Below are 25981 nucleotides of genomic sequence, written 5' to 3'. Positions count from 1 at the left end.
GTCACATCTCGTCGAGCAGCCAGCGGGCCACCTCGACGTTGCCCGGGAAGACCTGGTCGCCGCCGATGCTCCAGGCCACCGCCTGACCGATCGCCCAGCCGCGTACCCGCTCCCGGTCCAGGCCCAGCTCGGTGCTGAGCCGGTCGAGCCGGTGCCGGACCGCCGCCGGACAGTGGCCCAGCTCCGCGCCGCGCACGAGCGGCACCACAGCGAACTCCTGTTCGCCGACCAGCGGCTTCGGGTCGATCACCAGCCACGGCTCGCGCCCTGCCGCCAGGATGTTGCCGGCGTGCAGATCCTGGTTGACGAGCACCTGTTCGCCCTGGCTCGGCGCCAGATCGGCGAGCAGCCCGAGCGCGGTGTCGAGCAGGCGCCGCTCGTACGGGCGGCCGGTCCGCCGCCAGTTGCCAGGCATCCGGTCCGCCCACCCGGCGGCCTCCTCGGCGAGCGGCGTGAACGGCGCGCCGGCCGGCACCGCGAGCCCCGGCAACAGGCCGGTCGCCATGTCGAGCGCCGCGTCGGCCGCCAGCGAGTGCAGCGGCGTGCCGGGGTCGCAGCGCTCGACGAGCAGCGCGCGCCGGTCGGCGTCGTGCCCGAGCAGCCGGATCGCGCCGCGCCCGTCCCAGTGCGCCAGCGCGGTGGCCTCGTGGACGCTGTCGTCGTCCGGGTACTGGAGTTTCAGCACCGCCCGGGTGCCGTCCGGAAGCGTCGCGGGCAACGCCAGCGAGGCGAACGCGTACGCGAACGGCGGGCCGGGCGTCAGCTCCCACCGCGCGACGCAGTCGGCCAGCCGGCCGGGCAGCTCCGCGAGCCACGCCCGGCCGGCCTCGGTCCGCTCGACCCAGCGCAGCCCTTCGGGAATGTCGCACCGCATCAGGTCATCCTGACCGGTGCGGCGACGATCCGCTGTCCCGGGCGGGCTCTCGTCAGCGCAGCCGGCGGATGTCCCCGTACGCCCGGTAGAAGCCGCCCCGGCCGGACTCGCGGACCTCGGTGACCAGGTAACGCGCACCCGGCTCGCGGATGCCCTTGGGGAACTGCACCGACCAGTCCCGCCGGTAGCCGTCGGCGAGGACGTGCACGCGCAGCCGGCCGCCGTGCTCGACGCACTGCACCAGCACGCCGTCCCGGTCGTCCGTCGTCACCTCGACCGACGTCCACGCGGCCGTCTCGGGCATCCGGGCGGGCGCCTTGACGTCCACCACGTCGGGCACGCTGCCCGCCTCGGCCGCCCGGATCGCCGCCTCGCTCGCGTCGATGCAGGCCAGGTGACCGCTCGTGGTGACCACGTAGAGCCGGTTGTCGTGGTACTGCATCGAATACGCCGAGCCGCAGCCGGTGCCGAGCTTCCACAGCCGGTTGCCGGCCCGGTCGAAGCAGTAGATCGAGGACGCGCTGTCGCCGGCGAACACGTACCGGCCGCCCTCGGCGGTGGCGCAGGAGAAGACCGCCGAGTCGCAGCGGTAGACCTGCTCGGCCCGGCCGTCCTTGCGCAGGCGCACCACCTCGCGGGTGCCGGTGCCGGCGAACACGGCGTCGCGCTCCTGCCAGCCGAACAGGACCGCCCCGGTGCCGGTGTGCCACAGCTCGCGCCCGGTGCGCCAGTCGTAGCCGGTTACCCCCCGCGAGTGGCCGTGGTAGAGCGCGTCGGCGTCGCAGCGCACCATCCACGCCGACCGCCCCCGGCCCGGCCGGCGCCAGAGGAACTCGTCCTCGTGGTCGATCGCCGAGATGCCGCCGTCACGGTCGGACACGCCCAGCACGCCGTCGTGGATGTCCAGCCAGTAGATGTCGATCTCGGGTGCGATCGCGTACGCCGCGCGGGGCACCTTGCCGGACAGGTCGTAGACGTTGCCGTCGTCGCAGCCGGCGTAGACCCAGGCGTCGTCGGCGACGATGCACTTCACCCCGTCGGGGAGCCGGACCTGGTTGACCAGCCGGGCGTCGTGGTCGAGCGTGGTGATCACGCCGTGCTCGTTGCCGACCATGCAGTGCCGGTCGTCGACGAAGATGCCGAAGGCGGGCGCACCCGAGGCGTACCGCCAGAGGACCGGGGCGGTGCGGGCGGTCGACCGGGTGCTGACGATCTGCCGGCGCGACACGGTCCGCTTCTGGCGTACGCCGGGCACCGCCGGGGCGTACCCCTTGCGGACCTTCTCGCCGATCTTCTTCGCGGCGGCGGCGCGGGCGCGGGTGTTGTCCGGGTAGGTGCTGGTCTTCACCTGGCCCTGGTCGCCGATCCGCCCGTAGCGCACGGTCATCGCGGTGTCGTCGACCACCACCTCGTAGAACTTGTGCGCTCCACCGTCCACTTCGGACAGTTCGAGGTAGGTCGTCTCCTGCGACATGGGGGGTTACCTCCGAGGGGAAGTGCCGGACCGGCAACGCGACAGCGCGCACACGCTAACGCCGGCCACCGACACTTCTCATCGGCCGTCGGCGGCCAGCGCGTCGACGGCCTTGCGGGCGGCGATCAGCACCGGATCCCACACCGGGGCGTACGGCGGCGCGTAGCCCAGGTCGAGGGCTGTCATCTCGTCCACGGTCATGCCGTTCCACAGCGCCACGGCGAGCACGTCGATCCGCTTGGCCGCCTCGGACCAGCCGACGATCTGCGCCCCGAGCAACCGCCCGCTGAGCCGTTCGGCGATCAGCTTGACCGTCATCGGCCGCGAGCCCGGGTAGTAGCCGGCCCGGTTCGTCGACTGGGCCAGCACCGTGACGAACTCGAAGCCGGCCTCGCGCGCGTCCCGCTCACGCAGCCCGGTGCGGCCCACCTCCAGCTCGCAGACCTTGGTGACGGCGGTGCCGATGACGCCGGGGAAGGTGGCGTACCCGCCGCCGATGTTGATGCCCGCGACCCGGCCCTGCTTGTTGGCGTGCGTGCCGAGCGGGATGTGCACCGGCATGCCGCTGACCCGGTGCAGAGACTCCACGCAGTCGCCCGCCGCCCAGACGCCGGGCACGCCCGGCACCCGCATCCGGCGGTCGGTGCGGACCGCGCCGGAGGGACCGATCGGCAGGCCGGCGGCCTCGGCGAGCGCGGTGTTGGGGCGTACGCCGAGACCCAGCACCACGACGTCGGCCGGGATCGGCCCCTCGTCGGTGACCACCGCGGAGATCCGGCCGTCCCGCTCCTGGAGACCGGTGACGGTGAGGCCGGTGCGGACGCCGATCCCGGTCGCGCGCAACGCGTCGGCCACCAGCTCGCCCATGTCCGGATCCACCGTCGACATCGGCTGGTCGGCCTGCTCGACCAGCTGGACCTTCAGCCCGCGCTGCACGAGCGCCTCGCTCATCTCGACGCCGACGTAGCCGCCGCCGACCACCACCGCGTGCCGGGGCCGGGGTTCGCGTTCCAGCCAGTCGATCAGCGCCGCGCCGTCGCCGAGCGTCTGCACGCCGTACACGCCCGACACCTCGTCGCGCGCCCACTCCGGTTGCACCGGGGACGCTCCGGTGGCGTACACCAGGGTGTCGAAACCGGCGCGGACCTCGCCGCCGCCGTCCAGGCCGCGCGCGGTCACCTCGCGGCGGTCCAGGTCGATGGCGGTGACCTCGTGCCGGGTACGGACCTCGATGCCGAATTCGTCGCGGAAGGTCTGCGGATCGCGGGAGATCAGCTCGTCCCGCTCCGCCACCAGGCCGCTGACCCAGTAAGGGATGCCACAGGCCGAGTAGGAGGTGAAGTGACCGCGCTCGAACGCGACGATCTCCAGGTCGGAGCGGTCACGGCGGCGTCGCCGCGCCTGCGACGCCGCCGACATGCCGGCGGCGTCGCCGCCGATGACGATCATGCGTTCGGCCACGTCGCCCATCCTGTCATGCCGGCCCACGGCCGCGCGGCCGCTCAGCCACGGGTCTGCCGCGCCACGTCCGCGACCACGTCGACGAGCCGCCCGGTACGCGCGAACACCGACCGCTGCCGCGCCGCGCCGCTGCCGTGCCGGCGCAGCCCGGCCAGCAGGTCGGTCACCCGGTCCAGGTCACCGTGCCGTTCCAGTTCCGGGCGCAGCCGGTCCACCAGGCGGTCCAGCAGCTCCCAGGCCGGGCGCAGCTCACCGTCGGTGAGGTCGACGCCCTCGCCCTCCAGCCCGTCGTGGGCGGCCCGCCAGTGCGCCGCCACCAGCAGGTGGTGGTCGGTGTTGACGGCCGGACGGCCGGCGGCGACGTCGGTGAGCGCGGTGGCGACGAGCGCGCGGACCAGTGCCGCCACCAGCACCGCGTCGTCCACCGACGGGCAGACGTCGCCGATGCGGATCTCCACCGTGGGGTACTTCGCGGAGAGCCGGGCGTACCAGTAGAGCATCCCCTCGTCCAGCATCACGCCGCTGGCGATGAGCTGCCGGATCAGCCGCTCGTAGTGCTCGTGCGACTCCAGGAACGGGGTGGGCGCGACCGACGGCCAGCGTTCCCACTCCACCGAGCGCCAGCTCGCGTACCCGGTGTCCTCGCCACGGGAGAACGGGGAGTTGGCGGTGACCGCGTGCAGGATCGGCAGCCACGGCCGGACTTGGTTGAGCACCTGCACGCCGGTGCCCGGGTCGGGGATGCCGACGTGCACGTGCATGCCGTTGTTGCCGGGCCCGGGCACCAGCAGCCGGAACCGCTCGATCATCCGGTCGAAGCGCGGCTTGTCCACCACCGGCGGCACCGGCCCGTCGACCGGCCCGGTGCCGATCGCGAGCAGCCGTACGCCCGCCCGCTCGGCGGCGTCGGCCAGCTCGGTGCGCAGCATCGACAGCGAGTGCCGGATCGAGGACAGGTCCAGCCCGGGTGGGCTGCCGATCTCGATCTGGCTGGTCTGGAACTCGCGTTCCACCTGACCCCGCAGCTCGGCCGGCACCTGATCCATGACCAGGTCGACGGCGGGTACGGCGGCCCCGGTGTGCGGGTCGGCGAGCAGGAACTCCTCCTCGACGCCGACTGTCAGCAGGTCGGTTCCGCCGGGTGCGGCGGACCGCTCCCGCTCCGCCACTGAGCCACTCATCGTCACCACCGTCTCTCCGGACCGCTCGCGGCACCGTGCCACGTGGTCGAGGCCCTGTTACCCACCGTGTCCGTTTCCGGAAACGTGCCGGTGGCGTGTCGGCGCCGGTTCGCCCGTTCGGGTCGTCCGGCCGCAGTGGCGGCGTACCGGTCCGCCGTGCGCGCGGGGCGCCCGCGGCGTGACAGGGGGGCTAGTGTGGTCGCGTGGCCGGGATGCTGGCGGTGCTGACGGGGGCGTGGGCCTACGCCCTCACGCTGTTCGCCGACCGGCCGGCCTGGTCGCCGGTGCGGCCGTCGTCGCCGCGCTGCTGCTCGCCACCCTGCTCGCGCTGCGGGTCCGCGCGCTGCCCACGCCGCCCGGCACCCGGTTCACCGCCTCGCTGCGGGCGCGCGCCCGTCGTCGGGGGGTGCCCCGGCAGGTCGACCCGGACGCAGCGGGGCGTCCGCGTCCCCGCGCACCCGGCCTGCGCCCCTCGGCCGCGTAGCCGTCCGCCGGTTCGCTCCGGCGGTCGCCGGTTGCTCCGTCCCGGCTTTCGCGGCCGATTCCGTCGTCATCCGTCCCGCCGTGCGGCATGTCGCCGCCCGGGACACCGGAATCGCCATCGAGGGGTCCACCCATGCTCGCCTTCGCTCCGTTGCACTCCGCGGCCTCGGCCGCGGCCACCGTCGTCACCTGGCTCGCCGAGGTGCTCGCCCCGCTCACCGGCGGCGCCGCGACGGCCGCCGCCATCGTCCTGTTCACAGTCGCCGTCCGGCTCCTGATCTCGCCGCTGACGGTGGCCCAGGTTCGCGGGGAGCGGCGCCGCGCCGCGCTCGCCCCCGAGGTACGGGAGCTCCAGCGCCGGTACGCCGACGATCCGGCCCGCCTCAAGAGCGAGTTGTTCGCGCTCTACCGCAACGCCGGGGCCAGCCCGGTCGCGGGCTGCCTGCCGGCGCTGTTGCAGGCGCCGTTCTTCCTGGTCATGTACCGCGTGTTCGCCACCGGTGACGGGGCGCCGGAGCTGCTGGGGGAGCGGCTCGCCGGCGTACCGCTGGGGTGGCACCTCGGCGACGGGCTCGCCGGCCCGGTGCCGCTGGTGTTCGGGGTGCTGCTGGCCGCGCTGCTCGCGCTGGCCTGGTGGTCCTCGCGGCGGATGCGCCGGGCGGCGGCCGCCACCGGCACCGTGGCCGGTGCCCCGGCCGAGGGGCCGGGCGCGGCGGTGCTCGGGCGGCTGCTGCCGCTGCTGCCGTACGGCACGGTGCTGGTGGCGCTCGTAGTGCCGCTGGCGGCGGTGCTCTATCTGGTCACCACCACTGCGTGGACGGCGCTGGAGCAGGTGGTGCTGCGCCGGCCGCAGCCGGCGGAAGCCATCGACAAGCGTTGACAAGTGCGGGGCGGGCGCGTAGAAATCGCTCTCAGAGAGCGCTCTCCGGACCCGTCCCCGCAGAGAGGCACCCCGAATGAACCCGATCCCGGCGGCCCCGGCCGCCTCCGCAACCGAGCCCCGAACACGCCGCCGGCTCGCCCTGGCCGCCGGCGTCCTCGCGCTCACCACAGCGCTCGCGGGCGTCTCGATGACCGCCCAGGCCGCCGTGCCCCCGACGCCGTCCGGCTGGAACCTGGTGTGGAGCGACGACTTCACCGGCTCCGCCGGCACGCTGCCCTCGTCCGCCAACTGGATCATCGACACCGGCACCGGCTACCCGGGCGGCCCGGCCAACTGGGGCACCGGCGAGATCCAGACCTACACCTCCAGCACCGCCAACCTGGCCCACGACGGCTCGGGCAACCTGCGCATCACGCCACTGCGGGACTCGGCCGGCCGCTGGACCTCGGCCCGGATCGAGACGGTGCGTTCGAACTTCAAGGCGCCGTCGGGCGGCGTGCTGGCCCTGGAGGGCCGCATCCAGATGCCGAACGTGACAGGCGCGGCGGCGTCCGGGTACTGGCCGGCGTTCTGGGCGCTCGGCTCGCCGTACCGGGGCAACTACCAGAACTGGCCGGGCATCGGCGAGTTCGACGTGATGGAGAACGTCAACGGGATCAACTCGGTCTGGGGCGTGCTGCACTGCGGTGTCGCGCCGGGCGGCCCGTGCGGGGAGTTCAACGGCATCGGCGCGTCCCGGGCCTGCCCGGGCAGCACCTGCCAGGCGGCGTTCCACACCTACCGGTTCGAGTGGGACGCCTCGACCAGCCCACAGCAACTGCGCTGGTACGTCGACGGCCAGCTCTTCCACACCGTCCGGCAGAACCAGATCGGTGAGCCGTACTGGAGTCAGATGACCAACCACGCCGGCTACTTCCTGCTGCTCAACGTGGCGATGGGCGGCGGCTTCCCGGACGGCGTGGCCGGCTCGGCGACGCCCACCGCCGCCACGGTGCCCGGCCGGTCGATGCTCGTCGACTACGTGGCCGTCTACACCCGGGGCGGTGGCGGCAACCCGTCGCCGACCCCGACCACGCCGCCGCCGGGCGGGGTGCGCGACGCGTACGCCACGATCCAGGCCGAGTCGTTCAACGCGCAGAACGGCGTGCAGGTGGAGACGTGCGCCGAGGGCGGCCAGGACATCGGCTGGCTCGCCAACGGCGACTGGGCCCGCTACGACAACGTCGACTTCGGCTCGACGCCGCCGCGCGACTTCGTGGCCCGGGTCGCCTCCGGCGCGGCGTCCGGAGTGAGCGGGCTGGTCGAGGTCCGGGTGGACAGCCCGACCGCGCCGCCGATCGGCAGTTTCGCGGTCGGCAACACCGGCGGCTGGCAGACCTGGCGCTCGGTGCCCGGCAACGTCGGCGCGGTGACCGGCCGGCGCACTGTCTACCTGACGTTCAGCAGCGGCCAGCCGTCCGACTTCGTCAACGTCAACTGGTTCACCTTCCGCCGCTGAACGCGGCCGCAACGCGGCCCGGACCCCTCGGGGTTCGGGCCGCCCGCGCGGCGGTCAGCGCCCGGTGGCCACCGACTGCCGGGCGCGCCGCCGGCGCACCTTCTTCACCGCCCAGCTCACGATCATGAAACCGAAGACGGCGAAGATCGCGTAGTTGAACCACTGGCCGTACCTGTCGACGTCCCTCCACCGCGAACCGAGGGCGAAACCCGCGCCGACGATCAGCGCGTTCCACACCCCGCTGCCGAGCGTCGTCAGCAGGATGAACTCGCCCAGCGGCATCCGGTTCGCACCGGCCGGGATCGAGACCAGGCTGCGCACCACCGGCACCACCCGGCCGATCAGCACCGCCCACCGGCCGTGCCGCTCGAACCAGCGGTCGGCCTTCTCCAGATCCTCCAGGTCGACCAGGGGGATGTGGTCCAGCCAGCGCTTGAGCCGGTCCTCGCCCAGCGCCGCGCCGAGCCAGTAGAGCACCAGCGCGCCGAGCAGAGAGCCGACGGTCGCGGCGACCACGATGAGCACCACGTTGAACCGGCCCTCGGCGGACAGGTAGCCGGCCATCGCCAGCACGATCTCGCTCGGGATCGGCGGGACGATGCTCTCCAGCGCCACCAGCAGCGCCACCCCGACCGCGCCGAGCGAGTCGATCACGCTCGCCACCCAGCCGGTCAGCCCGGTGAACTGGTTCGGGTCGACGTCCTGGGCCAGGGCCATGGCGGTCCTTCCACGCGAGAGCCGGAGATCCGACGTGATACCCGGACGACCCGCCGTCACACCTGTGCCTCAGCCTCCGGGTGCAGCGCGGCGTCCGCCGGACCCCGCAGCCAGCCGATGAAGCGGACCAGTCGTACCGGGTTTGCCGCCGGGCGCGATCGGAGAACTAGTCCCCGCATGGGTGACAGGTGGTATCAGGAGGCGGTCGTCTACTGCCTCGACGTCGACACGTACGCGGACTCCGACGGCGACGGGGTGGGTGACTTCCAGGGCCTCATCGGCCGGCTGGACTATCTGGCCCGGCTCGGCGTGACCTGCCTGTGGCTGAACCCGATCCACCCCTCGCCGAACAAGGACGACGGGTACGACGCGACCGACTTCTACAACGTCGACCCGCGCCTGGGTACGCTCGGTGACTTCGCCGAACTGCTGCACCAGGCGGGCAACCGGGGCATCCGGGTGATCATCGACCTGGTGGTCAACCACACCTCGGACCAGCACCCGTGGTTCCAGTCGGCCCGGTCCTCGCCCGACTCGCCGTACCGGGACTGGTACGTCTGGGCCGACCACGAGCCGGACGACCGCCACCAGGGCATGGTCTTCCCGGGCGAGCAGCACGAGACGTGGACCTACGACCGGACCGCCAAGGCGTGGTACTACCACCGCTTCTACAAGTTCCAGCCGGACCTGAACGTCGAGAACCCGAAGGTCCGGGCGGAGATCAAGAAGATCACCTCGTTCTGGCTGCAACTCGGCGTCTCCGGCTTCCGGATGGACGCGGTGCCGTTCATCATCGAACGTACCGAGCCGGGCAACCCGAACTCACCCAAGGACTTCGACTTCCTCACCGACCTGCGCCAGCACGTGCAGTGGCGGCGCGGCGACGCGGCCCTGCTGGCCGAGGCGAACGTCGAGCCGGACGAGCTGCCCGTCTACTTCGGCGACGGCAGCGGGTCGGGCAACCGGATCCACATGCTGTTCGACTTCATGCTCAACGGCCGGCTGATGCTCGCCCTGGCCCGGGAGGACCCGGAGGCGATCATCGACGCGTTGCGCGACACCCCGAAGCTGCCCACCGGCGGCCAGTGGGCGACGTTCCTGCGCAACCACGACGAGATCGACCTGTCCCGGCTCACCGCCGACCAGCGCAAGGACGTGCTGGCGACGTTCGGGCCGGACGAGAACATGCAGCTCTACGGCCGGGGCATCCGCCGGCGTCTCGCACCCATGCTCGGCAACGACCGCCGGCGCATCGAGCTGGCGTACGCGTTGCAGTTCTCGCTGCGCGGCACGCCGGTGCTGCGCTACGGCGAGGAGATCGGCATGGGGGAGAACCTGGCGCTGGACGGACGCGACGCGATCCGTACCCCGATGCAGTGGTCATACAAGGACAACGCGGGCTTCTCCACCGCCGAGCCGGAGAAGCTGATCCGCCCGGTGATCGACAAGGGTGAGTACAGCTACCAGAACGTCAACGTCACCGCCCAGCGCAAGGATCCCCGGTCGCTGCTCGCCTGGTTCGAGCGGATGATCCGGACGCTGCGGGAGGCGCCGGAGATCGGCTCGGGCAGCACCACCCACATCGACGTGCCGATGCCGCCGGGTGTGCTCGCGCACCGCGCCGACGGGCGTACCGGGACGATGGTCTTCCTGCACAACCTCGGCACCGGCGACGCCGAGGTCGACCTGAGCACGCTGGCGCCGGAGGCGGACCTGCCGATCGACGTGCTGAGCGACCGCAACTACGAGGACGTGGGCAAGCTCGACCGGCTCAAGCTCGGCGGGTACGGCTACCGGTGGATCCGGCTCTGCCGGGGCGACGGCCGGTAGGCACGGCGTACCGGCGGGTTAAGCTCCTGCGATCGAGCCATAAGTTACCGGGAGGTAATCATGTCGGAGGAGCCCCGCGTCGCCATCGTCACCGGAGCCGCACGCGGCATCGGGGCGGCGACCGCCCGCCGTCTGGCGGCCGACGGCATGGCCGTCGCCGTGGTCGACATCGACGAGTCCGCCACCAAGGAGGCAGTGGACGCCATCGGCTCGGCCGGCGGCAGGGCTCTCGGCGTCGGCGCCGACGTGTCCGACCGGGCCCAGGTCGAGGCCGCCGTGGAACGGATCGCCGCCGAACTGGGCGCACCGACAGTGCTCGTCAACAACGCCGGCGTGCTGCGTGACAACCTGCTGTTCAAGATGACCGAGGGCGACTGGGACACGGTCATGGGCGTGCACCTGCGCGGGGCGTTCCTGTTCAGCCAGGCCGCGCAGAAGCACATGGTCGAGGCGAAGTGGGGCCGGATCGTCAACCTGTCCAGCACGTCCGCGCTCGGCAACCGGGGCCAGGCGAACTACTCGGCCGCCAAGGCCGGCCTCCAGGGCTTCACCAAGACGCTGGCGATCGAGCTGGGCCCGTTCGGGGTGACAGTGAACGCGGTCGCGCCGGGCTTCATCGTCACCGACATGACCGCGGCGACCGCGGCCCGGATGAAGGTCGACTTCGACGACCTGCAGAAGCACGCCGCCGCCGAGATCCCGGTACGCCGTCCCGGCCGCCCCGAGGACGTCGCGCACACCATCTCGTTCCTGGCCAGCGAGGGCGCGTCCTTTGTCTCCGGCCAGGTCATCTACGTAGCCGGCGGTCCCAAGGACTGACCCGCCCCACCCGGCGCGGGCCCGCTCAGGCGGGGTCGCGCCGGGTGCGCCAGAGCCAGAACAGGCCGAGCACCGGAAGCACCAGCGGCACGTAGCCGTAGCCGCTGCCGAAGTCAGACCAGACCGTCTCGTCCGGAAACAGCTCCCGGTCGGCGATGCTCAGCACGCCCACCCCGAGCACCCCGGCCAGTTCGACTGTGCAGCAGGCGAGCGCGACCCGGCGGCCGGTGTGCCCGGCCCGGGCCAGCCCGACCGCCGCCACGATGTAGATCAGCGCTGCGAGCGCGGAGAGCAGGTACGCCACCGGCGCCTCGTCGAACCTCGTGGCGATCTGCAAGCCGGCCCGCGAGGTCGCGGCGATGGCGAAGAGGATGTAGACGGCGATCAACAACCGCCCCGGCCCACGGTTGGTGGCGCGCTGCTCGTGTCCGGAAGTGGTGTCAGCCACCGAGGATGTCCCAGGTCTGCTGGAGGCGTACCGCCACCACCGGCGTGACCAGGCAGATCGCGCAGACGATGCCCGAGCCCCAGCGGGTCGGCTCCATCCGGGCCAGCACCCAGGCCAGCGGCGGCAGGCAGACGAGCGTCACCAGGTAGCCGAAGAACGCGCCCGGCTCGCCCGGCCGGTCCCCGCCGCCGAGCGCGACGAGCGCCGTCACGGTGAGCGCGAGCAGCGCCACCTCCAGCACGGCCAGGCCGACGAACTGGATCCGGTCCGGCGGCCGGTGGCGTACCGCCGCCACCAGGGCCCAGACCGCGACCGCCAGCGAGATCACGATCGCGACAGTGGCGAGCGGCCCGTCCACCGGAGAGGCGCCCGCCGCGCTGGTCGTCGACACGGTGTCGTTCACCGGCACAGCCTACTAATCCGTGTAGTAGCGGCTCGCCCGCCGGGTCGGGGCGCGCCGGACGGGTCCGGGGACTAGCGTGGATCACGGTCCCGGCGCACGCCGGTGGCGGACGTCGACGGCAGGGGGCCGGGGTGCGGTTCGGGTTGTTCGGCACGGGTTACTGGGCGGCGGAGACGCACGCCGCGGCCATCGAGGCGCACCCGCGGGCCCGGCTCGCCGGCGTCTGGGGGCGCAACCCGGCGAAAGCGGAGGAACTGGCCACCCGGCACGGCGTACCGGCCTTCACCGACGTCGACGCCCTCATCGACGCCTGCGACGCGGTCGCCGTGGCGCTCCCGCCGGACGTGCAGGCCGACATCGCCGTGCGGGCCGCCACCGCCGGACGGCACCTGCTGCTGGACAAGCCGTTGGCGCTCGACCTCGCCGACGCCGACCGGGTGGTCTCGGCGGCCCAGGCGTCCGGGGTCGCCTCGGTGGTCTTCTTCACCCAGCGCTTCCACCCGAACGTCACCGGGTTCCTCGCCTCGACCGCGGCGGCCGGTGGCTGGCAGCACGCCCGCGCCACCATGTTCGCGTCGATCTTCCAGCCTCAGAACCCGTACGGCGACTCGACCTGGCGGCGGGAGCGCGGCGCGCTCTGGGACATCGGCCCGCACGCGCTGTCGCTGATCCTGCCGGTGCTCGGCCGGGTCACCCGGGTCGCCGCGATGGACGGCCCGAGCGGCCTGGTGCACCTGCTGCTCACCCACGACGGCGGTGCGACAAGCTCACTCTCGCTCACCCTCGACGCGCCGTCCGAGGCGGTCACCCGGGACTTCGTCTTCTTCGGCGAGAACGGCACCGAGACGGTCCCGCCCGGCGACGGCAGCGCGCTCCAGGCGTTCGGCGCCGCGCTCGACCAGTTGCTGGAGGAGGTCGACGCCGGCACCCGTGACCACCGCTGCGACGTGCGGTTCGGCCGCGAGGTGGTGGCGGTGCTGGACGCCGCGCAGACCGCCCGGACGCAGGCCCGCACCGTCGAGCTGTAAGGAAGGGCCCCTTCTTAACGTCTCCGGTAGAGGAGGGGCCCCCGCTTAACACCGCCGGTCAGGCGCCGGCCAGCGTGACGATCGCCTCGCCCAGTTCGGTGGAGGAGTGGAACTCCTCGGCCGGCAGGGACCGCAGCGCCTGGAGCGCCTCGGTGCTCGCGCCGTTCTCCTGGCCCCAGCGGACCAGATCCTCCCGGGAGACCGGGTAGTCCAGCCCGGCCAGGAACTCCTGCAACTGCGCGCCGGTGACGGTCATGCCGCCCGGCTACCCGCTGAGCCCGGCGCCATGCCCATCTGCGGGTTCCGGACCTCGTCCGCCGCGTGCCCGCCGCCGCCCGGGCTCAGCGGGTAGCCGGTTTGTCCCGACGGGCCCCGGGTAGCCGCTGACATGCTGGTACAGCGGCTCGGCGCGCCGAGCGACTTCGACCCCTTGCTGGACCGCGTGCGGGACGCCCGGGTGGTGATGATCGGCGAGGCGACGCACGGCAGCTACGACTACTACCGGCTGCGGGAACAGCTCACCCGGCGGCTGATCGCCGAGCAGGGGTTCGACTTCGTGGCGGTGGAGGGCGACTGGCCGGACTGCGACCGGGTGCACCGGTCGGTGGTCGGCGCCCCGGACGGGGCGGCCGATCCGCTCGTCGCGCTGGAGCGCTTCGAGCGCTGGCCCACCTGGATGTGGGCGAACGCCGAGGTGGCCCGCTTCTGCCGCTGGCTGCGGGCGTGGAACCTGGATCGCCACGAGGGGGAGCGGGCCGGCTTCCACGGGCTGGACGTGTACTCCCTCTGGGAGTCGATGCAGGCCATCTTCGACTACCTCGGCGAGGAGGACCCGGCCTCGCTGGAGGCGGCCCAGGAGGCGTACCGCTGCTTCGAGCCGTACGGCAAGCGGGTCGAGGAGTACGGGATGGCCAGCCGGTTCGTCTCCGCCCGGTGCGAGGAGGAGGTGGTCCGGCTGCTGGCGCGTACCCGGGAACAGGCCGCCGCGGACGGCCCGGACCGCTTCTCGGCCTGGCAGAACGCGGAGGTGGTGGCCGGCGCGGAGCGGTACTACCGGGCCATGGTCGGCGGCGGGCCCGAGTCGTGGAACGTCCGCGACGTCCACATGGCCGACACGCTCGACCGGCTGCTCGACCGGTACGGAGCGGGCTCGCGGGGCATCGTGTGGGCGCACAACACGCACGTCGGCGACGCCCGGGCCACCGACATGGCGGCGGACGGCATGGTCAACATCGGGCAGCTCGGCCGGGAACGGCACGGCCGGGACGCGGTGGCGTTGATCGGCTTCGGCAGCTTCCGCGGCAGCGTGGTCGCCGCGCCGCGCTGGGGCTCACCGGCCGAGACGATGGTGGTCCCGCCGGCTCGGGAGGGCTCGGTGGAGCATCGGCTGCACGAGCTGATGCCGGATCGGGCGGTGCTGGTCTTCGGCGGCGACGACCAGCCGGAGTGGGTGACCGGTGAGGCGGACCACCGGGCCGTCGGGGTGGTGTACGACCCGAGCTTCGAGTCCTGGGGCAACTACGTGCCGACCCGGCTGGGTGAGCGCTACGACGCGTTCATCTGGTGCGACGAGACGACAGCGCTGCACCCGCTGCCGACGCTCGTGGTGCCCGGTGAGATGGAGACGTATCCGGCCGGCGTGTGACGGGTGGGGCCCGGACGGACCCCACCCGTACGGATCACACGTTCGCGTGCTGCTTCTCGGCGAGGTGGGCGCGCAGGCCCTCACCCTCGACGTCCACGTTGGGCAGGATCTTGTTCAGCCAGCGCGGCAGCCACCAGGCTGCGTTGTTCAGCAGCGACATCACCGCCGGCACGATCGTCATCCGGACCACGAACGCGTCGATGGCGACACCGATCGCGAGCGCGAAGCCCATCGACTTGATGATCGGGTCCTCCAGGAAGACGAAGCCGCCGAACACCGAGATCATGATGAGCGCGGCGGCGGTGACCACCCGGGCGCCGTGTCCCATGCCGTTGATGGTGGCCTGCTGGGCGGTGTCGCCGTGCACGAAGTCCTCGCGCATCCGGGAGACCAGGAAGACCTCGTAGTCCATGGCCAGGCCGAACAGGATGCCGATGAGCAGGATCGGCAGGAAGCTGACCAGCGGCGCCGGGGTGTCCAGGCCGACCAGGTCGGCCAGGTGGCCCTGCTGGAACACCGCCACCGTGATGCCGAAGGTGGCGGCCACGGTGAGCAGGAAGCCCAGGGCCGCCTTCACCGGCACCAGGATCGACCGGAACACCAGCATCAGCAGCAGGATCGACAGGCCCACCACCAGCAGCAGGTAGACCGGCAGCGCGTCGGAGAGCTTCTCCGACACGTCGATGCCGACCGCGGTGACGCCGGTGAGCAGCACGTCGGCGTTCTGGATGCCGGCGACCTGCGCACGGATGTCCTGCACGACCGTCTCGGTCGCCTCGTCGGTCGGCCCGGTCTCGGGGATCACGCCGAGCAGCGCGGTACGCCCCGACGGGTCGACCTGCGGCGGGGCCACCGCCAGCACCCCTTCGGTCTTCTGGACCAGCGCGGTGACCTGCGGGATGGCGGCCTGGGTGTCCTGCGGCGAGTCGGCGGTCACCACGACCGCGAGTCGGCCGGTGAAGCCGGGGCCGAAGCCCTCCCGGATCAGGTCGCTGCTGACCCGGGCCGGGGTGCCCTCGGCGGCGGCGGAGGCGTCCGGCAGCGCCAGGCGCATGTCCTGGGCCGGGACCGCGAGCAGGCCGAGGCCGAGCAGCCCGACCAGGATGACCGGGATGCGGAACCGGGTCACCCACCGCGCCCAGCGGAAGCCGAAGCCGGAGCGGTCCTCCGACCCGGTGGTCGGGTTCTCGACCGCCTTGCGGTCACGCAGCTTGCGCGGCAGCACCTTGTGGCCGGCGAAGCCGAGCAGGGCCGGGGCCAGCGTGATCGCCACCAGCACGGCCACCGTCACGGTGCCGGCGGCGGCCAGGCCCATCACGGTGAGGAACGGGATGCCCACCACGGCCAGGCCGGCGAGCGCCACCACCACCGTCGCGCCGGCGAAGACCACTGCCGAGCCGGCGGTGCCGACCGCCCGGCCGACCGACTCCTCCGGGGAGAGCCCGTCGAGCAGGTTCTGGCGGTGCCGGGAGGTGATGAACAGCGAGTAGTCGATGCCGACCGCGAGGCCGAGCATCAGCGCCAGGATCGGCGCGGTGCTGGTCAGCTCGACCGCGCCGCTGAGCGCGAACAGGCCGGCCATGCCGACGCCGACGCCGATCAGCGCGTTCAGCATGGTCATCCCGGCCGCCACGAGCGAACCGAAGGTGATCATCAGGACGATCGCCGCGACCAGCACGCCGATCGCCTCGGTCGAACCGACCTCCGGCTCACCGTTGAGCACCTCGCCGCCGGGCGCGATCTGCCAGCCCTGCGCCTCGGCCTGCGCGCCGACCTTCTCGTACGCGTCGCGCTGCTCGTCGGTGACCTCGTCGGCCCCGCCGGCGAACTGCACCTGGATCAGCGCGTACCGGCCGTCCGGGGTGAGCGCCTGCGCCTGGTACGGGTCGACCGCGCCGACCACGCCGGGCAGCGTGGCTGCCTCCTGGGTGACCTGCTTGACCACCGCCTGTCCGGCGGGTGAGGTCAGCGCGCCGTCCTGCGGCGCCTTGACGGCGATCGTGCCGGTGGCGCCGCTGGCCGCCGGGAAGCGGTCGGCGAGCAGGTCGATCGCCTTCTGCGACTCGGTGCCCGGCATGGTGAAGTTGCTCGCCGTCGGGCCCCGCAGCGTGGCCGCGGCCAGGCCGAGGCCGACGAGTACGACGAGCCAGACGACGGCGACGAGTCGTCGCCGGCGCAGGGATGCCCGGCCGAGCCGGTACAGCAGGGTCGCCATGGACCTTCCTTGTCCTCGCAGGAACGGATCAGGTGGATACTTCGAGCGCGCGGTACGCCACCGCGCGCAGCGCGGTGCGCAGCTGGTCGTCGGGGATGTCCAGGAACTCGCCGCAGGTCTCGGCGATGCCGGCGAGCACGACGAGCGCCGCGACGCGTGCCTCCGGACGGTCGGAGAAGCCGGAGAAGGCGGCGATGAGATGTTCGGAGATCTCCTGGATGTGGGCGAACGCGGGCTGCTGGAGCAGGTCGGGGAACTCTCCCCGCAGCAGTGCGATCTCCCGGCGGAAGCGGACCGCCAGATCGACGAAGCCGTCCGCGGCGACGCGCTGGGCCTGGGCGCCGGTGTGCGTGGCGATCCGGGCGTCCAGTTCCTCCAGCATGGTGATGGCCGGGGCCATCAGCTCACAGAGCAGGGCGTCCTTGCTGGCGAAGTGGTAGAGCACAGTCGCCTTGGAGCAGCCCACCTCGCGGGCGATGTCCTGCAGCGAGGTGCCCTTGTACCCGGTGACGGCGAACCGGCGAGCGGCCGCGGTCAGCAGCTCGTGGTGGGTGGCGGGGGCCGGTCGCGCCATGTCGTCCAGCATGCCTGACCGATCGGTCAGCGTCTGACCGATCGGTCAGATCTACCGCGTGGCGTTCACCACAATGCGTCGTTTCCGCAGCTCAGGACTGTTCGGCACCAAGTCGACTGGGCGCAGCGGGTCGAGGGCTGGGTCAGGCTGACGGGTGGCCGTGCCTGCTGTCGTACTCGGCCCGGGCCGCGCTGATCGCCTCGCGATGCCGCTCCGCCCAGCTCGTCAGCGCCACCAGCGACTCGTACAGCTCCCCGGCCATCGGCGTGGCCGTGTACTCCACCTTGGGCGGCACCGTGGGATGAACGTACCGGTGCAGCAGCCCGTCCCGCTCCGCCGCGCCGGACCCGCACCGGTCCGCCTCTGCCTCACCCACGCACCGATCGTCCCAGGTGCCGGGCACCGTGTCGGGGTTGCCGAGCCGGGCCCGGCCCGGGATGGTGGTCCGATGGGTGCCGCCGACGACAGCCGGGCCGGAGTGTCGCTGACCAACCTCGACCAGCCGCTGTTCGACGGCGCCGGGGCGACCAAACGCGACCTGGTCGACTACCTCGACGCCGTGTGCGACCGGATCCTGCCGGAACTGCGGGACCGACCGCTGTCGGTGCTGCGGGTGCGGCCCGGCCAGGAGCCGTTCATGCAGAAGAACCTGCCGAAGTACACGCCCGACTGGGTCCGCCGGACCGAGGTGTGGGCGGAGGCGTCGCACCGGCGGATCTCGTACGCCCTCTGCGACGACCGGCGGACGCTGCTCTGGTTCGCCAACCAGCGGGCGGTGGAATACCACCCGACGCTCGCTCCGGCCGGGCAGGCCGAGCGCCCGAACCACCTGGTGCTCGACCTCGATCCCCCGGAGGGAGACGCGTTCGACGCCGTGGTGCGGGTCGCGCTGCTGGTGCGGCAGGCGCTCGCCGACGCCGGGCTGACCGGCGCGGTGAAGACGAGCGGCGCCAAGGGGGTGCACGTGGTCGTGCCGGTGGACCCGGCCACCACCGCGGAGGAGGCCGCCGCCGCGACCCGGGCGCTCGCCGCCCGTACCGAACGGCTCGATCCGGCGGCCGCTACCACCGCGTTCATCGTCGCCGACCGCGGCGGCCGCGTCTTCGTCGACTCCACCCGGGCGTACGGGGCGACGGTGGTGTCCGCCTACAGCCCTCGGATCCGGCCCGGCGCCACCGTGTCGTACCCGGTGGGCTGGACCGACCTGGAGAGCGCGAGCCCGGCCGACTTCACCGTACGGACCGTGCCCGCGCTGCTGGGTGACCGGGATCCCTGGGCGGAGGCGCTGCCCGCGCCGCAGCGGCTGCCGGCGGACCTGGTCGAGCAGGGGCGGACCATCCCGGTGGCCCGGGTGCAGGCGATGCACGAGGGCAAACGGCGAGCCCGGGCCCGCCGCGAGGCCGGGTGATCCCTGGGCGGATCAACGACGCCGCATCGCGGCGGGTCGACTCTTTCCACGTCTGGCAGGTGAGCTCGGTCACTCCGGTCACACGGTGCGCCCGGCCGGTGTCCTGAGTGCGAACCGTCAACGGAAGGAGTCCAGGCATGAGCGGGTACACCAGGGTGGTAGTGGTCGGCGGCGGTTTCGCCGGTGTCATGGCGGCCAACCGGCTGATGCAGCGCGACGACGTCAGCGTCACAGTGGTGAATCCACGGCCGGACTTCGTCATCCGGTTGCGCCTGCACCATCTGGTCGCCGGCTCGCACGAGGCGGTGGTGGGCTACCGGGAGGTCCTGCACGAGCGTGTTCAGCTGGTCCAGGACACGGCCACGGTGATCGACTCCGCTGAGCACAGCGTGGTTCTGGCGAAGACCGGCGAACTCGGCTACGACTATCTCGTTTACGCGGTGGGCAGCGCGAGTGCCGAGCCACCCGTTCCCGGAGCGGCCGAATTCGCTCATCCGATGGCCACCATTGAGGCGGCGCAGCGGCTGCGCTCAGTGCTCGGCAAGAGCCCGGCGGAGGCCGCGGTCACGGTTGTCGGAGCGGGGCCGACCGGCATCGAGACCGCTGCCGAGCTCGCGGGCCGCGGCCACCGGGTGAGTCTGGTCTGCGGCGGTGCGCTCGGCGCGTACCTGCATCCACGCGCGCGGCGCGCGGCCGCCAGGTCGCTCGCGAGGCTCGGTGTGACCGTTCTCGACGGACCGGGCACCGAGGTCACCGAGGTCACACGTGATGCCGTGCGGCTGCGTGACGATCGTGTCCTGCCGAGTGCGATCACCGTCTGGACAGCAGGCTTCGGCGTGCCGGATCTGGCCACGCGCAGCGGTCTGCGGACCGACAGCATCGGGCGTCTACTCACCGACGAGACACTGACCAGCATCGACGACGAACATATCGTCGCGGCCGGAGACTCGACGGCACCCTCCGGCCTGCCCTATCGGATGAGTGCGTACACCGCGGGTTGCCTCGGCGCGCACGCCGCCGACACCCTGCTGCGGCGTATGGCGGGCGTCGACCCTGAACCGGCCAGTGTCTTCTTCAACGCCATGTGCGTCGGCCTCGGCCCGCAGGCCGGCATCTACCAGCTCGCCGGCCGGGACGACACCGCGATCGGGCTGTTCGTCGGCGGCCGCCTCGGCGCGAGACTCAAGGCACTCACCTACACGTTCGCCGTCGCCCACCTCACGAACGAGGCCCGCAAGCCCGGCTCGCACCGGTGGCTGCCCAACAACAAGCGACGGCAACTGGTGCAGGCACATGCAAACCGGGAGCTGGGCGCGGCCCGGCGGTCGGCGTGATCCGAGCGGCGGAGAGGACAGAAGTCTTGAGCGAGCAGGCCGTCGATCCGGCCACCCGAACCTTCCTCACCTACCGCAATCTGTTGTTCACAGTCGCCTACGAGATGCTCGGGTCGGCCGCCGACGCGGAGGACGTCCTGCAGGAGACCTGGCTGAGATGGGTCAACGTAGATCTTGCGCCGATCCGCGACCAGCGTGCCTACCTGATCCGTATCGCCACCCGGCAAGCCCTCAATCGGATGCGCGACATGAGACGCCGCCGGGAGAAGTATGTCGGCCCCTGGCTGCCGGAGCCGTTGCTGACCACGCCCGATGTGGCCGAAGACGTCGAACTCGCCGAGAGCATGTCGATCGCCCTCATGCTCGTTCTGGAGACCCTGTCGCCGAATGAACGTGCCGTCTTCGTGCTGCGGGAGGCATTCGCGGTCGGCTACGACGAGATTGCCGCGGCGGTCGGCAGGAGCCCGGCCGCCGTCCGTCAGATCGCCCACCGGGCCCGTCGGCATGTCGACGCCCGCCGTCCCCGCTATCCGGTTTCGGCGGCCCAGACCCGGGCGGCCCTGCAGTCACTGCAGCACGCGATCGAGACCGGGGACCCGCAACGCCTGCTCGATGTGCTCTCTCCCGGAGTCGTGCTGGTCGGCGACGGCGGCGGCGTCAAACATGCCACGCTCCGGCCGGTGGTCGGCGCCGACAAGGTGGCCCGCATGTTCCTCGGCGGTCTCGGCAAGGTCCCCGGCAGGATTACGGTGCGACCGGCGGTCGTCAATGGCGGCCCCGCACTCGTCGTCCACCTGGATGGTGAAATCGACGGTGTCCTCACGATCCGGGTCGACGACGCGCTGATCGCCGGCCTCTACTACGTCCGCAACCCCTGCAAACTGACCCGGGTGCGTACCCAGACCCCGCTGACCCTCGGCCGTTGACAAGGTGCCCCACACGAGGGCCTCGCGTTCCCGCACGCCGCCGACTACACCATGAGCCTGCCCGCCAGCCTGGCCCAACCAGTCGACCTGGGCGCGTTCGCCCGCAACGCCACGCCATGGCCCTGCGTTGACGGACGAGACAGCTCGACGATCAGGAGGTGAGCCGTACTCACACGCGAAAGACCCTCGACCATGCCGGTCGAGGGTCTTTGATGATTGTTCTGTGAGGTGCCCCCGGCAGGATTCGAACCTGCGCCCCCGCCTCCGGAGGGCGGTGCTCTATCCCCTGAGCTACGGGGGCTCAGCGACCCGAGAAGAGTAGCAAACCCCCTCCCGGATCACCGAATCGGTACCCCCGCGAGTCGATCTTCGTCGGGTCAGGCCGCGGCGACGGCGCGACCGCAGCTCGGCAGCGGGTGCAGCACGACCCGGCGGGGCAGCCGGCGGGGCCACTCGTTGCGTGGCCACGAGCCGTCCACGATCAGGTGCACGGTGCGCTCCTCGGCGCCGCTGAGCCGCAGCACGAAGTCCCGGGGCAGCGGCGGGTCCACCGACGGTGTGGTGACCATGAACCGCACCCGTCCCCGCGAGGAGACCGCCGAGACCACGTCGGCGGCGGGCATGGTGCCGCGCAGGCGTACCCGGCCGATCCAGTAGACCTCCGCGGCGTGCTCCTGCGCCGCCCGCGTGATCGCCGGGTACTCGCTGCGTACCCAGCGCTCGACCGCGCCGACGCACAGGCCGCAGGCCCGCTCGCGCGGCTCGCGCGGCCCCAGACCCCAGGCCCGGAGGTACGCCCCGACGGTGCCGGCGTCCATCGCCAGCCCGAACCGGCGCTCGATGAGGGCGGTCAGGCTCTGCCGTGTCCAGAGCTCCTCGTCGAGGCCGAACTCGTCGGGGTGGACCCCCCGGAGCACGTCGATGAGTTCGAGTTCCTGTTCGCGGCTGAGCGTTCCCGGCTCGCCCTGCCGCAGTCCGCGACGGACGGCTGCCACCGCTCCGTCACCGCCGATGGTGTGGCGTCGGCACCAGCTGGTCACCGACCGCCCTGCGTCTCTGAGTGCAACCCCCACGTCTTGGGCAACGAGCCCGAATCGCAACTGGTCACGATATGTGGGTAGAAAAGTCTCTAACCCCCACAATGACCCGTTAGCCCCAAACCGTTACAAACGCTCAAACCGGAACATCTACCCCATATCGCGCGGCGCTTGGCGTGGCCACCCCGCCCCACGCCGTCCCTCCTCGACCGGCCCACCCGCTCCGACCCGATCTTGATCGACTCCACTTCGCCGAAGTGGTTGCATTCCACCCGTCCCGACCCCGCCACCTCCCCGAACTGGTGTCGATCAAGTACCGACGGGGGCGGGGACGGTGAGGCCCGGTGCCCCTGGGAGGGGACCGGGCCTCGGGGATGGTGCGGGGCGGCGGGTGTTATGCGGTGCCGCCCAGGCGCTTCAGCGCCGCGCTCAGGTTGGTCAGGTCGTTCTGCTGGGTGTTCTTCATCGTCTGGGCGACCGCCAGCACGTCGTCGTCGCTGCCCTCGTCGAGGATGCCGTCGATCATGTGCACCCCGCCGATGTGGTGGCGGATCATCATCTGGAGGAAGAGCACGTCGAACTCCCGACCGCTCGCCGCGCGCAGCTTCGCCATCTCCTCCGGCGTCGCCATGCCCGGCATCAGGCCGTCCTTGACCAAGCCGGCGCCGTCCGGCATCCACGCCATCGGGGCCTGCTCGCCGGTCGGGTCCAGCTTCCAGGAGCGCAGCCAGGTCTGCATGGTGCCGATCTCACCCTGCTGGCCGGTGGCGATGTCCACGCCGACCTGGCGTACCTCGGGATCCTGACCCTGGTCGAACGCCAGCAGGCCCATTGCGACGGCCTGGTTGTGGTGGGCGGTCATGTCCCGGGCGAACCCCGCCTCTGCCGAGTTCTCACCCGGGCGGGTGAGCGTCGGGGTGAGCAGGCCACCCGCGTACCCGAGAACCAGCCCGACCACGAGGGCGGCGGCCACCGCCAGCAAGCCGTAGCGGGGCACCGCATCCCGGCCGCCCTGGTCGGCCGGCGGAGCCTCGTCCAGGTCGCTGTCGGTGGTCACCGGAGCGGTCATCGCGGCGTCCTCACTGGGTGGGCTGCTGGGGCATGGTGTTCTGCAGGTTGTCGCGCGGGGTGGTGCCGGTGGCGGTGACGCCCTGGTCGCAGAGGGCGTTGGGGCCCTCGATGGAGGCGTTCACCCGCAGGGTCTTGATGAAGTCGTCGATCCGGCCGTCGTCGGCGTTGTCGACCTTGAGCTGGTAGCCCCAGGCCTGGAGCGAGATCGGCTTGTCCAGCCCCTCGAAGGGGCTGAGCATCATCTTCTCCTTGCCCTGCACCTTGCTGCGGAGCTTCTCCACCTGGTCGGCGGGCAGGTCCGGGCGGTAGGTGATCCAGACCGTGCCGTGCTCCAGGCTGTGCACCGCGTGCTCGTTGGCGATCGGTGCGTCGTAGACGTCACCCATGCAGTTCTGCCACGCCTGGTTGTGCGGGCCGCCGACCGGCGGGGTGATGTCGTACTTGATCGCGCCGGCCTGGTGGTTGCCGCCCTTGACCAGGTCCTTGTCCTTGGCGCGGTAGTCGACGATGCCGTCGATCGCCTCGGCGCGCTTCTGCCACGGCTGGCCGCCCTGGTAGACCGCCCAGGCGCCGACGCCGATGATGCCCACGGCCAGGACGCCGACCGCGACGAAGAGGGCGATCGGGCCCCAGGAACGGCCCTGGCTCACCTTGACCGGGGCGACCGGCTTGCGGCCCTTGCCCCCGGCGCCCGGCCGTGGCGTGCCCTTGCCGCCCCCGGCCTTGCCCGAGCCGGCCTTCGCGGCGGGCTTGTCGGCAGCCGCGGGCCGGCCGGCGGCCGGCTTCTTGCCGGTGCTGACCACGGTCGGGCGGCGCTCCGGGCCGCCCGGGGTGCTGATGCTCATCGTGCCTCGTCAGGTCGGTCGGTCAGGGGGGAGCGCGGGGCCGGTTCACATGCTGGGTCGCCTCCGCGGTGCCCGAGTCTACCCCCGATAACATGGTTCGGTGACTCCCGCAGAACTCGCCGAGGTCGTCCTCGCCGCAGCCCACGCCGTCTTCGACGAGCGGGGACTGGACCGTGCCGCGCTGCCCGCGCAGACCACCGTCGAGCGACCCCGTAACCCCGATCACGGTGACTACGCCTCGACGCTGGCGCTCCAGCTCAGCAAGAAGGTGGGCGTACCGCCGCGGGAGCTGGCGACAGCGCTGGCCGACGAGCTGGCCAAGGCGCCCGGGATCAAGTCGGTGGAGATCGCCGGGCCCGGCTTCCTGAACGTCCGCCTGGACGCGGCCGCCGCCGGTCAGCTCGCCAAGGTCATCGTCGAGGCCGGTCCGGCGTACGGGCGCAGCGACACGCTCGCCGGCCAGCGGATCAACCTGGAGTTCGTCTCGGCGAACCCGACCGGCCCGGTGCACATCGGCGGGGTCCGCTGGGCGGCCGTCGGCGACGCGCTCAGCCGCCTGCTCCGCGCCACCGGCGCCGACGTGGGTACGGAGTACTACTTCAACGACGCCGGCTCCCAGATCGACCGGTTCGCCCGCTCGCTGCTGGCCGCCGCCACGGGCGAGCCCGCGCCGGAGGACGGCTACGGCGGCGCGTACATCGCGGAGATCGCCGCCGCTGTGGTCCGGTTGCGGCCGGACGTGCTGGACCTTCCCGAGGACGCCGCCCAGGAGGTGTTCCGCAACGAGGGCGTCCAGCTGATGTTCGCCGAGATCAAGTCCTCGCTGCGCGACTTCGGGGTCGAGTTCGACACCTACTTCAACGAGAAGGACCTGCACGACGGCGGCGCGCTGGACGCGGCGCTGGACCGGCTGCGGGAGCAGGGGCACGTCGTCGAGTCCGAGGGCGCGACCTGGTTGCGCACCACCGAGTTCGGCGACGACAAGGACCGGGTGCTGCGCAAGTCCAACGGGGAGTGGACCTACTTCGCCGCCGACTGCGCCTACTACCTGAACAAGCGGGAGCGCGGCTTCGACCGGGTCGTGATCATGCTGGGCGCCGACCACCACGGCTACATCGGCCGGATGAAGGCGATGTCCGCGTGCTTCGGCGACGACCCGGCGCGCAACCTGGAGATCCTCATCGGCCAGCTGGTCAACCTGGTCCGCGACGGCGCCCCGGTGCGGATGAGCAAGCGGGCCGGCACCGTGGTCACGCTGGAGGACCTGGTCGACGCGATCGGCGTGGACGCCGCCCGGTACGCGCTGGCCCGCTACTCGGCCGACTCGCCCATCGACATCGACGTGGAGCTGTGGACCCGGGCCAAGAACGACAACCCGGTCTACTACGTGCAGTACGTCGCGGCCCGTACCGCAGGTGTGGCCCGCAACGCGGCCGAGATCGGGCTGACCCGTGGTGACGCCGCCGCGTTCCAGCCGGAGCTGCTCGGGCACGACAAGGAGAACGAGCTGCTCAAGGCACTCGCGGAGTTCCCGGCCGTGGTGGCCACCGCCGCCGAGCTGCGCGAACCGCACCGGGTGGCCCGCTACCTGGAGGAGAGCGTGGCGCAGGCGTACCACCGGTTCTACGACAACTGCCGGATCGCCCCGCAGGGCGACGAGAAGATCACCGACACCCACCGGGCGCGGCTCTGGCTCAACGACGCCACCCGGGTGGTCATCGCCAACGGCCTGCACCTGCTCGGGGTGTCCGCGCCGGAGCGGATGTAGCGTGCGAGCGCGAGGAGTGAGCTTGCGAGCCCAGCAGTCGCGAAGCGGAGACGAGTAGA

General features: G+C 72.1%; 24 protein-coding genes, 1 tRNA gene and 1 pseudogene. 11 read left to right on the top strand and 15 right to left on the bottom strand.

What is annotated here, in order from left to right; genetic code table 11:
* Window position 1 precedes the first annotated feature (1 nt).
* From GA0070215_RS00285 to GA0070215_RS00270, 4 genes are all read right to left on the bottom strand, one after another.
* Entirely contained in the window at window positions 2-874 is an 873-nt protein-coding gene (locus tag GA0070215_RS00285) for an aminoglycoside phosphotransferase family protein (RefSeq protein ID WP_091040814.1), read from the bottom strand.
* A gap of 52 nt (window positions 875-926) precedes the next feature.
* Window positions 927-2348: a WGR domain-containing protein gene (locus GA0070215_RS00280; RefSeq protein ID WP_091040811.1), complete on the bottom strand. Its 1422-nt coding sequence runs from the start codon at window positions 2346-2348 to the stop codon at window positions 927-929.
* Window positions 2349-2426: 78 nt separating this feature from the next.
* The gene (locus tag GA0070215_RS00275; protein ID WP_091041306.1) at window positions 2427-3809 is read right to left on the bottom strand and encodes an FAD-dependent oxidoreductase; all 1383 of its coding nucleotides are present in this window, start codon (window positions 3807-3809) and stop codon (window positions 2427-2429) included.
* Between the two features lie 41 nt (window positions 3810-3850).
* Window positions 3851-4999 carry a carboxylate-amine ligase gene (locus GA0070215_RS00270; protein ID WP_091040808.1) on the bottom strand — a complete coding sequence of 383 codons (1149 nt, stop codon included), beginning with the start codon at window positions 4997-4999 and terminating at the stop codon, window positions 3851-3853.
* 226 nt (window positions 5000-5225) lie between these two features.
* Between GA0070215_RS00270 and GA0070215_RS00265 the strand changes: the two genes are divergently transcribed.
* The 3 genes from GA0070215_RS00265 (at window position 5226) to GA0070215_RS00255 (ending at window position 7854) form a co-directional block, all read left to right on the top strand.
* Entirely contained in the window at window positions 5226-5474 is a 249-nt protein-coding gene (locus GA0070215_RS00265) for a DUF6412 domain-containing protein (RefSeq protein WP_244166818.1), read from the top strand.
* Between the two features lie 132 nt (window positions 5475-5606).
* Window positions 5607-6353, top strand: coding sequence for a YidC/Oxa1 family membrane protein insertase (locus tag GA0070215_RS00260; protein WP_091040806.1), 747 nt, complete (start codon window positions 5607-5609; stop codon window positions 6351-6353).
* A gap of 76 nt (window positions 6354-6429) precedes the next feature.
* The gene (locus tag GA0070215_RS00255; protein WP_091040803.1) at window positions 6430-7854 is read left to right on the top strand and encodes a carbohydrate-binding protein; all 1425 of its coding nucleotides are present in this window, start codon (window positions 6430-6432) and stop codon (window positions 7852-7854) included.
* A gap of 54 nt (window positions 7855-7908) precedes the next feature.
* Here the strand turns inward: GA0070215_RS00255 and GA0070215_RS00250 are convergent, their stop codons facing one another.
* A complete protein-coding gene (locus GA0070215_RS00250; RefSeq protein WP_018784829.1) occupies window positions 7909-8571 on the bottom strand; it encodes a DedA family protein in 663 nt (220 codons plus the stop codon).
* 177 nt (window positions 8572-8748) lie between these two features.
* On the opposite strand from GA0070215_RS00250, the gene GA0070215_RS00245 reads away from it, so the two are divergent.
* Entirely contained in the window at window positions 8749-10401 is a 1653-nt protein-coding gene (locus GA0070215_RS00245; RefSeq protein WP_091040802.1) for an alpha-amylase family protein, read from the top strand.
* A 60-nt stretch (window positions 10402-10461) separates the two neighbouring features.
* Entirely contained in the window at window positions 10462-11220 is a 759-nt protein-coding gene (fabG, locus tag GA0070215_RS00240) for a 3-oxoacyl-ACP reductase FabG (protein WP_018784831.1), read from the top strand.
* Here the strand turns inward: fabG and GA0070215_RS00235 are convergent.
* Together GA0070215_RS00235 and GA0070215_RS00230 are read right to left on the bottom strand one after the other, a co-directional pair.
* A pseudogene (locus tag GA0070215_RS00235) lies at window positions 11193-11668 on the bottom strand (hypothetical protein). The gene fabG and the pseudogene GA0070215_RS00235 overlap by 28 nt on opposite strands.
* Window positions 11661-12071, bottom strand: a complete 411-nt coding sequence (locus GA0070215_RS00230; protein ID WP_091041303.1) for a hypothetical protein — start codon at window positions 12069-12071, stop codon at window positions 11661-11663. Before GA0070215_RS00230 ends, GA0070215_RS00235 begins: the two are co-directional and overlap by 8 nt.
* A gap of 131 nt (window positions 12072-12202) precedes the next feature.
* Here GA0070215_RS00230 and GA0070215_RS00225 point away from each other — a divergent pair, with 131 nt between their 5' ends.
* A complete protein-coding gene (locus GA0070215_RS00225; RefSeq protein WP_091040800.1) occupies window positions 12203-13099 on the top strand; it encodes a Gfo/Idh/MocA family protein in 897 nt (298 codons plus the stop codon).
* A 58-nt stretch (window positions 13100-13157) separates the two neighbouring features.
* Here the strand turns inward: GA0070215_RS00225 and GA0070215_RS00220 are convergent, their stop codons facing one another.
* Window positions 13158-13355, bottom strand: a complete 198-nt coding sequence (locus GA0070215_RS00220; protein WP_018784835.1) for a DUF2795 domain-containing protein — start codon at window positions 13353-13355, stop codon at window positions 13158-13160.
* Between the two features lie 132 nt (window positions 13356-13487).
* On the opposite strand from GA0070215_RS00220, the gene GA0070215_RS00215 reads away from it, so the two are divergent.
* Entirely contained in the window at window positions 13488-14744 is a 1257-nt protein-coding gene (locus GA0070215_RS00215; RefSeq protein WP_091040798.1) for an erythromycin esterase family protein, read from the top strand.
* Between the two features lie 34 nt (window positions 14745-14778).
* Here GA0070215_RS00215 and GA0070215_RS00210 read toward each other — a convergent pair whose 3' ends face one another.
* The 3 genes from GA0070215_RS00210 to GA0070215_RS00200 form a co-directional block, all read right to left on the bottom strand.
* A complete protein-coding gene (locus GA0070215_RS00210; RefSeq protein WP_091040796.1) occupies window positions 14779-16959 on the bottom strand; it encodes an MMPL family transporter in 2181 nt (726 codons plus the stop codon).
* Window positions 16960-16987: 28 nt separating this feature from the next.
* Entirely contained in the window at window positions 16988-17533 is a 546-nt protein-coding gene (locus tag GA0070215_RS00205) for a TetR/AcrR family transcriptional regulator (protein WP_091041300.1), read from the bottom strand.
* A gap of 142 nt (window positions 17534-17675) precedes the next feature.
* The gene (locus GA0070215_RS00200; protein WP_091040793.1) at window positions 17676-17909 is read right to left on the bottom strand and encodes a winged helix-turn-helix transcriptional regulator; all 234 of its coding nucleotides are present in this window, start codon (window positions 17907-17909) and stop codon (window positions 17676-17678) included.
* A gap of 72 nt (window positions 17910-17981) precedes the next feature.
* Between GA0070215_RS00200 and ligD the strand changes: the two genes are divergently transcribed.
* The 3 genes from ligD (at window position 17982) to GA0070215_RS00185 (ending at window position 21201) form a co-directional block, all read left to right on the top strand.
* Window positions 17982-18941, top strand: coding sequence for a non-homologous end-joining DNA ligase (gene ligD / locus GA0070215_RS00195; protein WP_091040790.1), 960 nt, complete (start codon window positions 17982-17984; stop codon window positions 18939-18941).
* A gap of 137 nt (window positions 18942-19078) precedes the next feature.
* The gene (locus GA0070215_RS00190) at window positions 19079-20275 is read left to right on the top strand and encodes an NAD(P)/FAD-dependent oxidoreductase (protein WP_091040788.1); all 1197 of its coding nucleotides are present in this window, start codon (window positions 19079-19081) and stop codon (window positions 20273-20275) included.
* Window positions 20276-20301: 26 nt separating this feature from the next.
* Window positions 20302-21201, top strand: coding sequence for an RNA polymerase sigma-70 factor (locus tag GA0070215_RS00185; RefSeq protein WP_091040785.1), 900 nt, complete (start codon window positions 20302-20304; stop codon window positions 21199-21201).
* Between the two features lie 229 nt (window positions 21202-21430).
* Here GA0070215_RS00185 and GA0070215_RS00180 read toward each other — a convergent pair.
* The 4 genes from GA0070215_RS00180 to GA0070215_RS00165 form a co-directional block, all read right to left on the bottom strand.
* Window positions 21431-21502 (bottom strand) — tRNA-Arg (locus GA0070215_RS00180).
* Window positions 21503-21578: 76 nt separating this feature from the next.
* On the bottom strand, window positions 21579-22274 hold the full coding sequence (locus GA0070215_RS00175; protein ID WP_026267749.1) for a winged helix-turn-helix domain-containing protein: 696 nt from the start codon (window positions 22272-22274) through the stop codon (window positions 21579-21581).
* Window positions 22275-22632: 358 nt separating this feature from the next.
* The gene (locus GA0070215_RS00170) at window positions 22633-23307 is read right to left on the bottom strand and encodes a DUF305 domain-containing protein (RefSeq protein WP_018784842.1); all 675 of its coding nucleotides are present in this window, start codon (window positions 23305-23307) and stop codon (window positions 22633-22635) included.
* Window positions 23308-23317: 10 nt separating this feature from the next.
* Entirely contained in the window at window positions 23318-24154 is an 837-nt protein-coding gene (locus tag GA0070215_RS00165) for a DUF3105 domain-containing protein (protein ID WP_091040782.1), read from the bottom strand.
* Between the two features lie 100 nt (window positions 24155-24254).
* Here GA0070215_RS00165 and argS point away from each other — a divergent pair, with 100 nt between their 5' ends.
* Window positions 24255-25922, top strand: a complete 1668-nt coding sequence (gene argS / locus GA0070215_RS00160; protein WP_018784844.1) for an arginine--tRNA ligase — start codon at window positions 24255-24257, stop codon at window positions 25920-25922.
* Window positions 25923-25981 lie beyond the last annotated feature (59 nt).

The organism is Micromonospora marina (genome assembly GCF_900091565.1).
In the GTDB taxonomy this organism is placed as follows: Bacteria; Actinomycetota; Actinomycetes; order Mycobacteriales; family Micromonosporaceae; genus Micromonospora; species Micromonospora marina.
The sequence above is the reverse complement of the archived record's forward strand: the minus strand, read 5'-3'. Positions and strand labels throughout refer to the sequence as shown.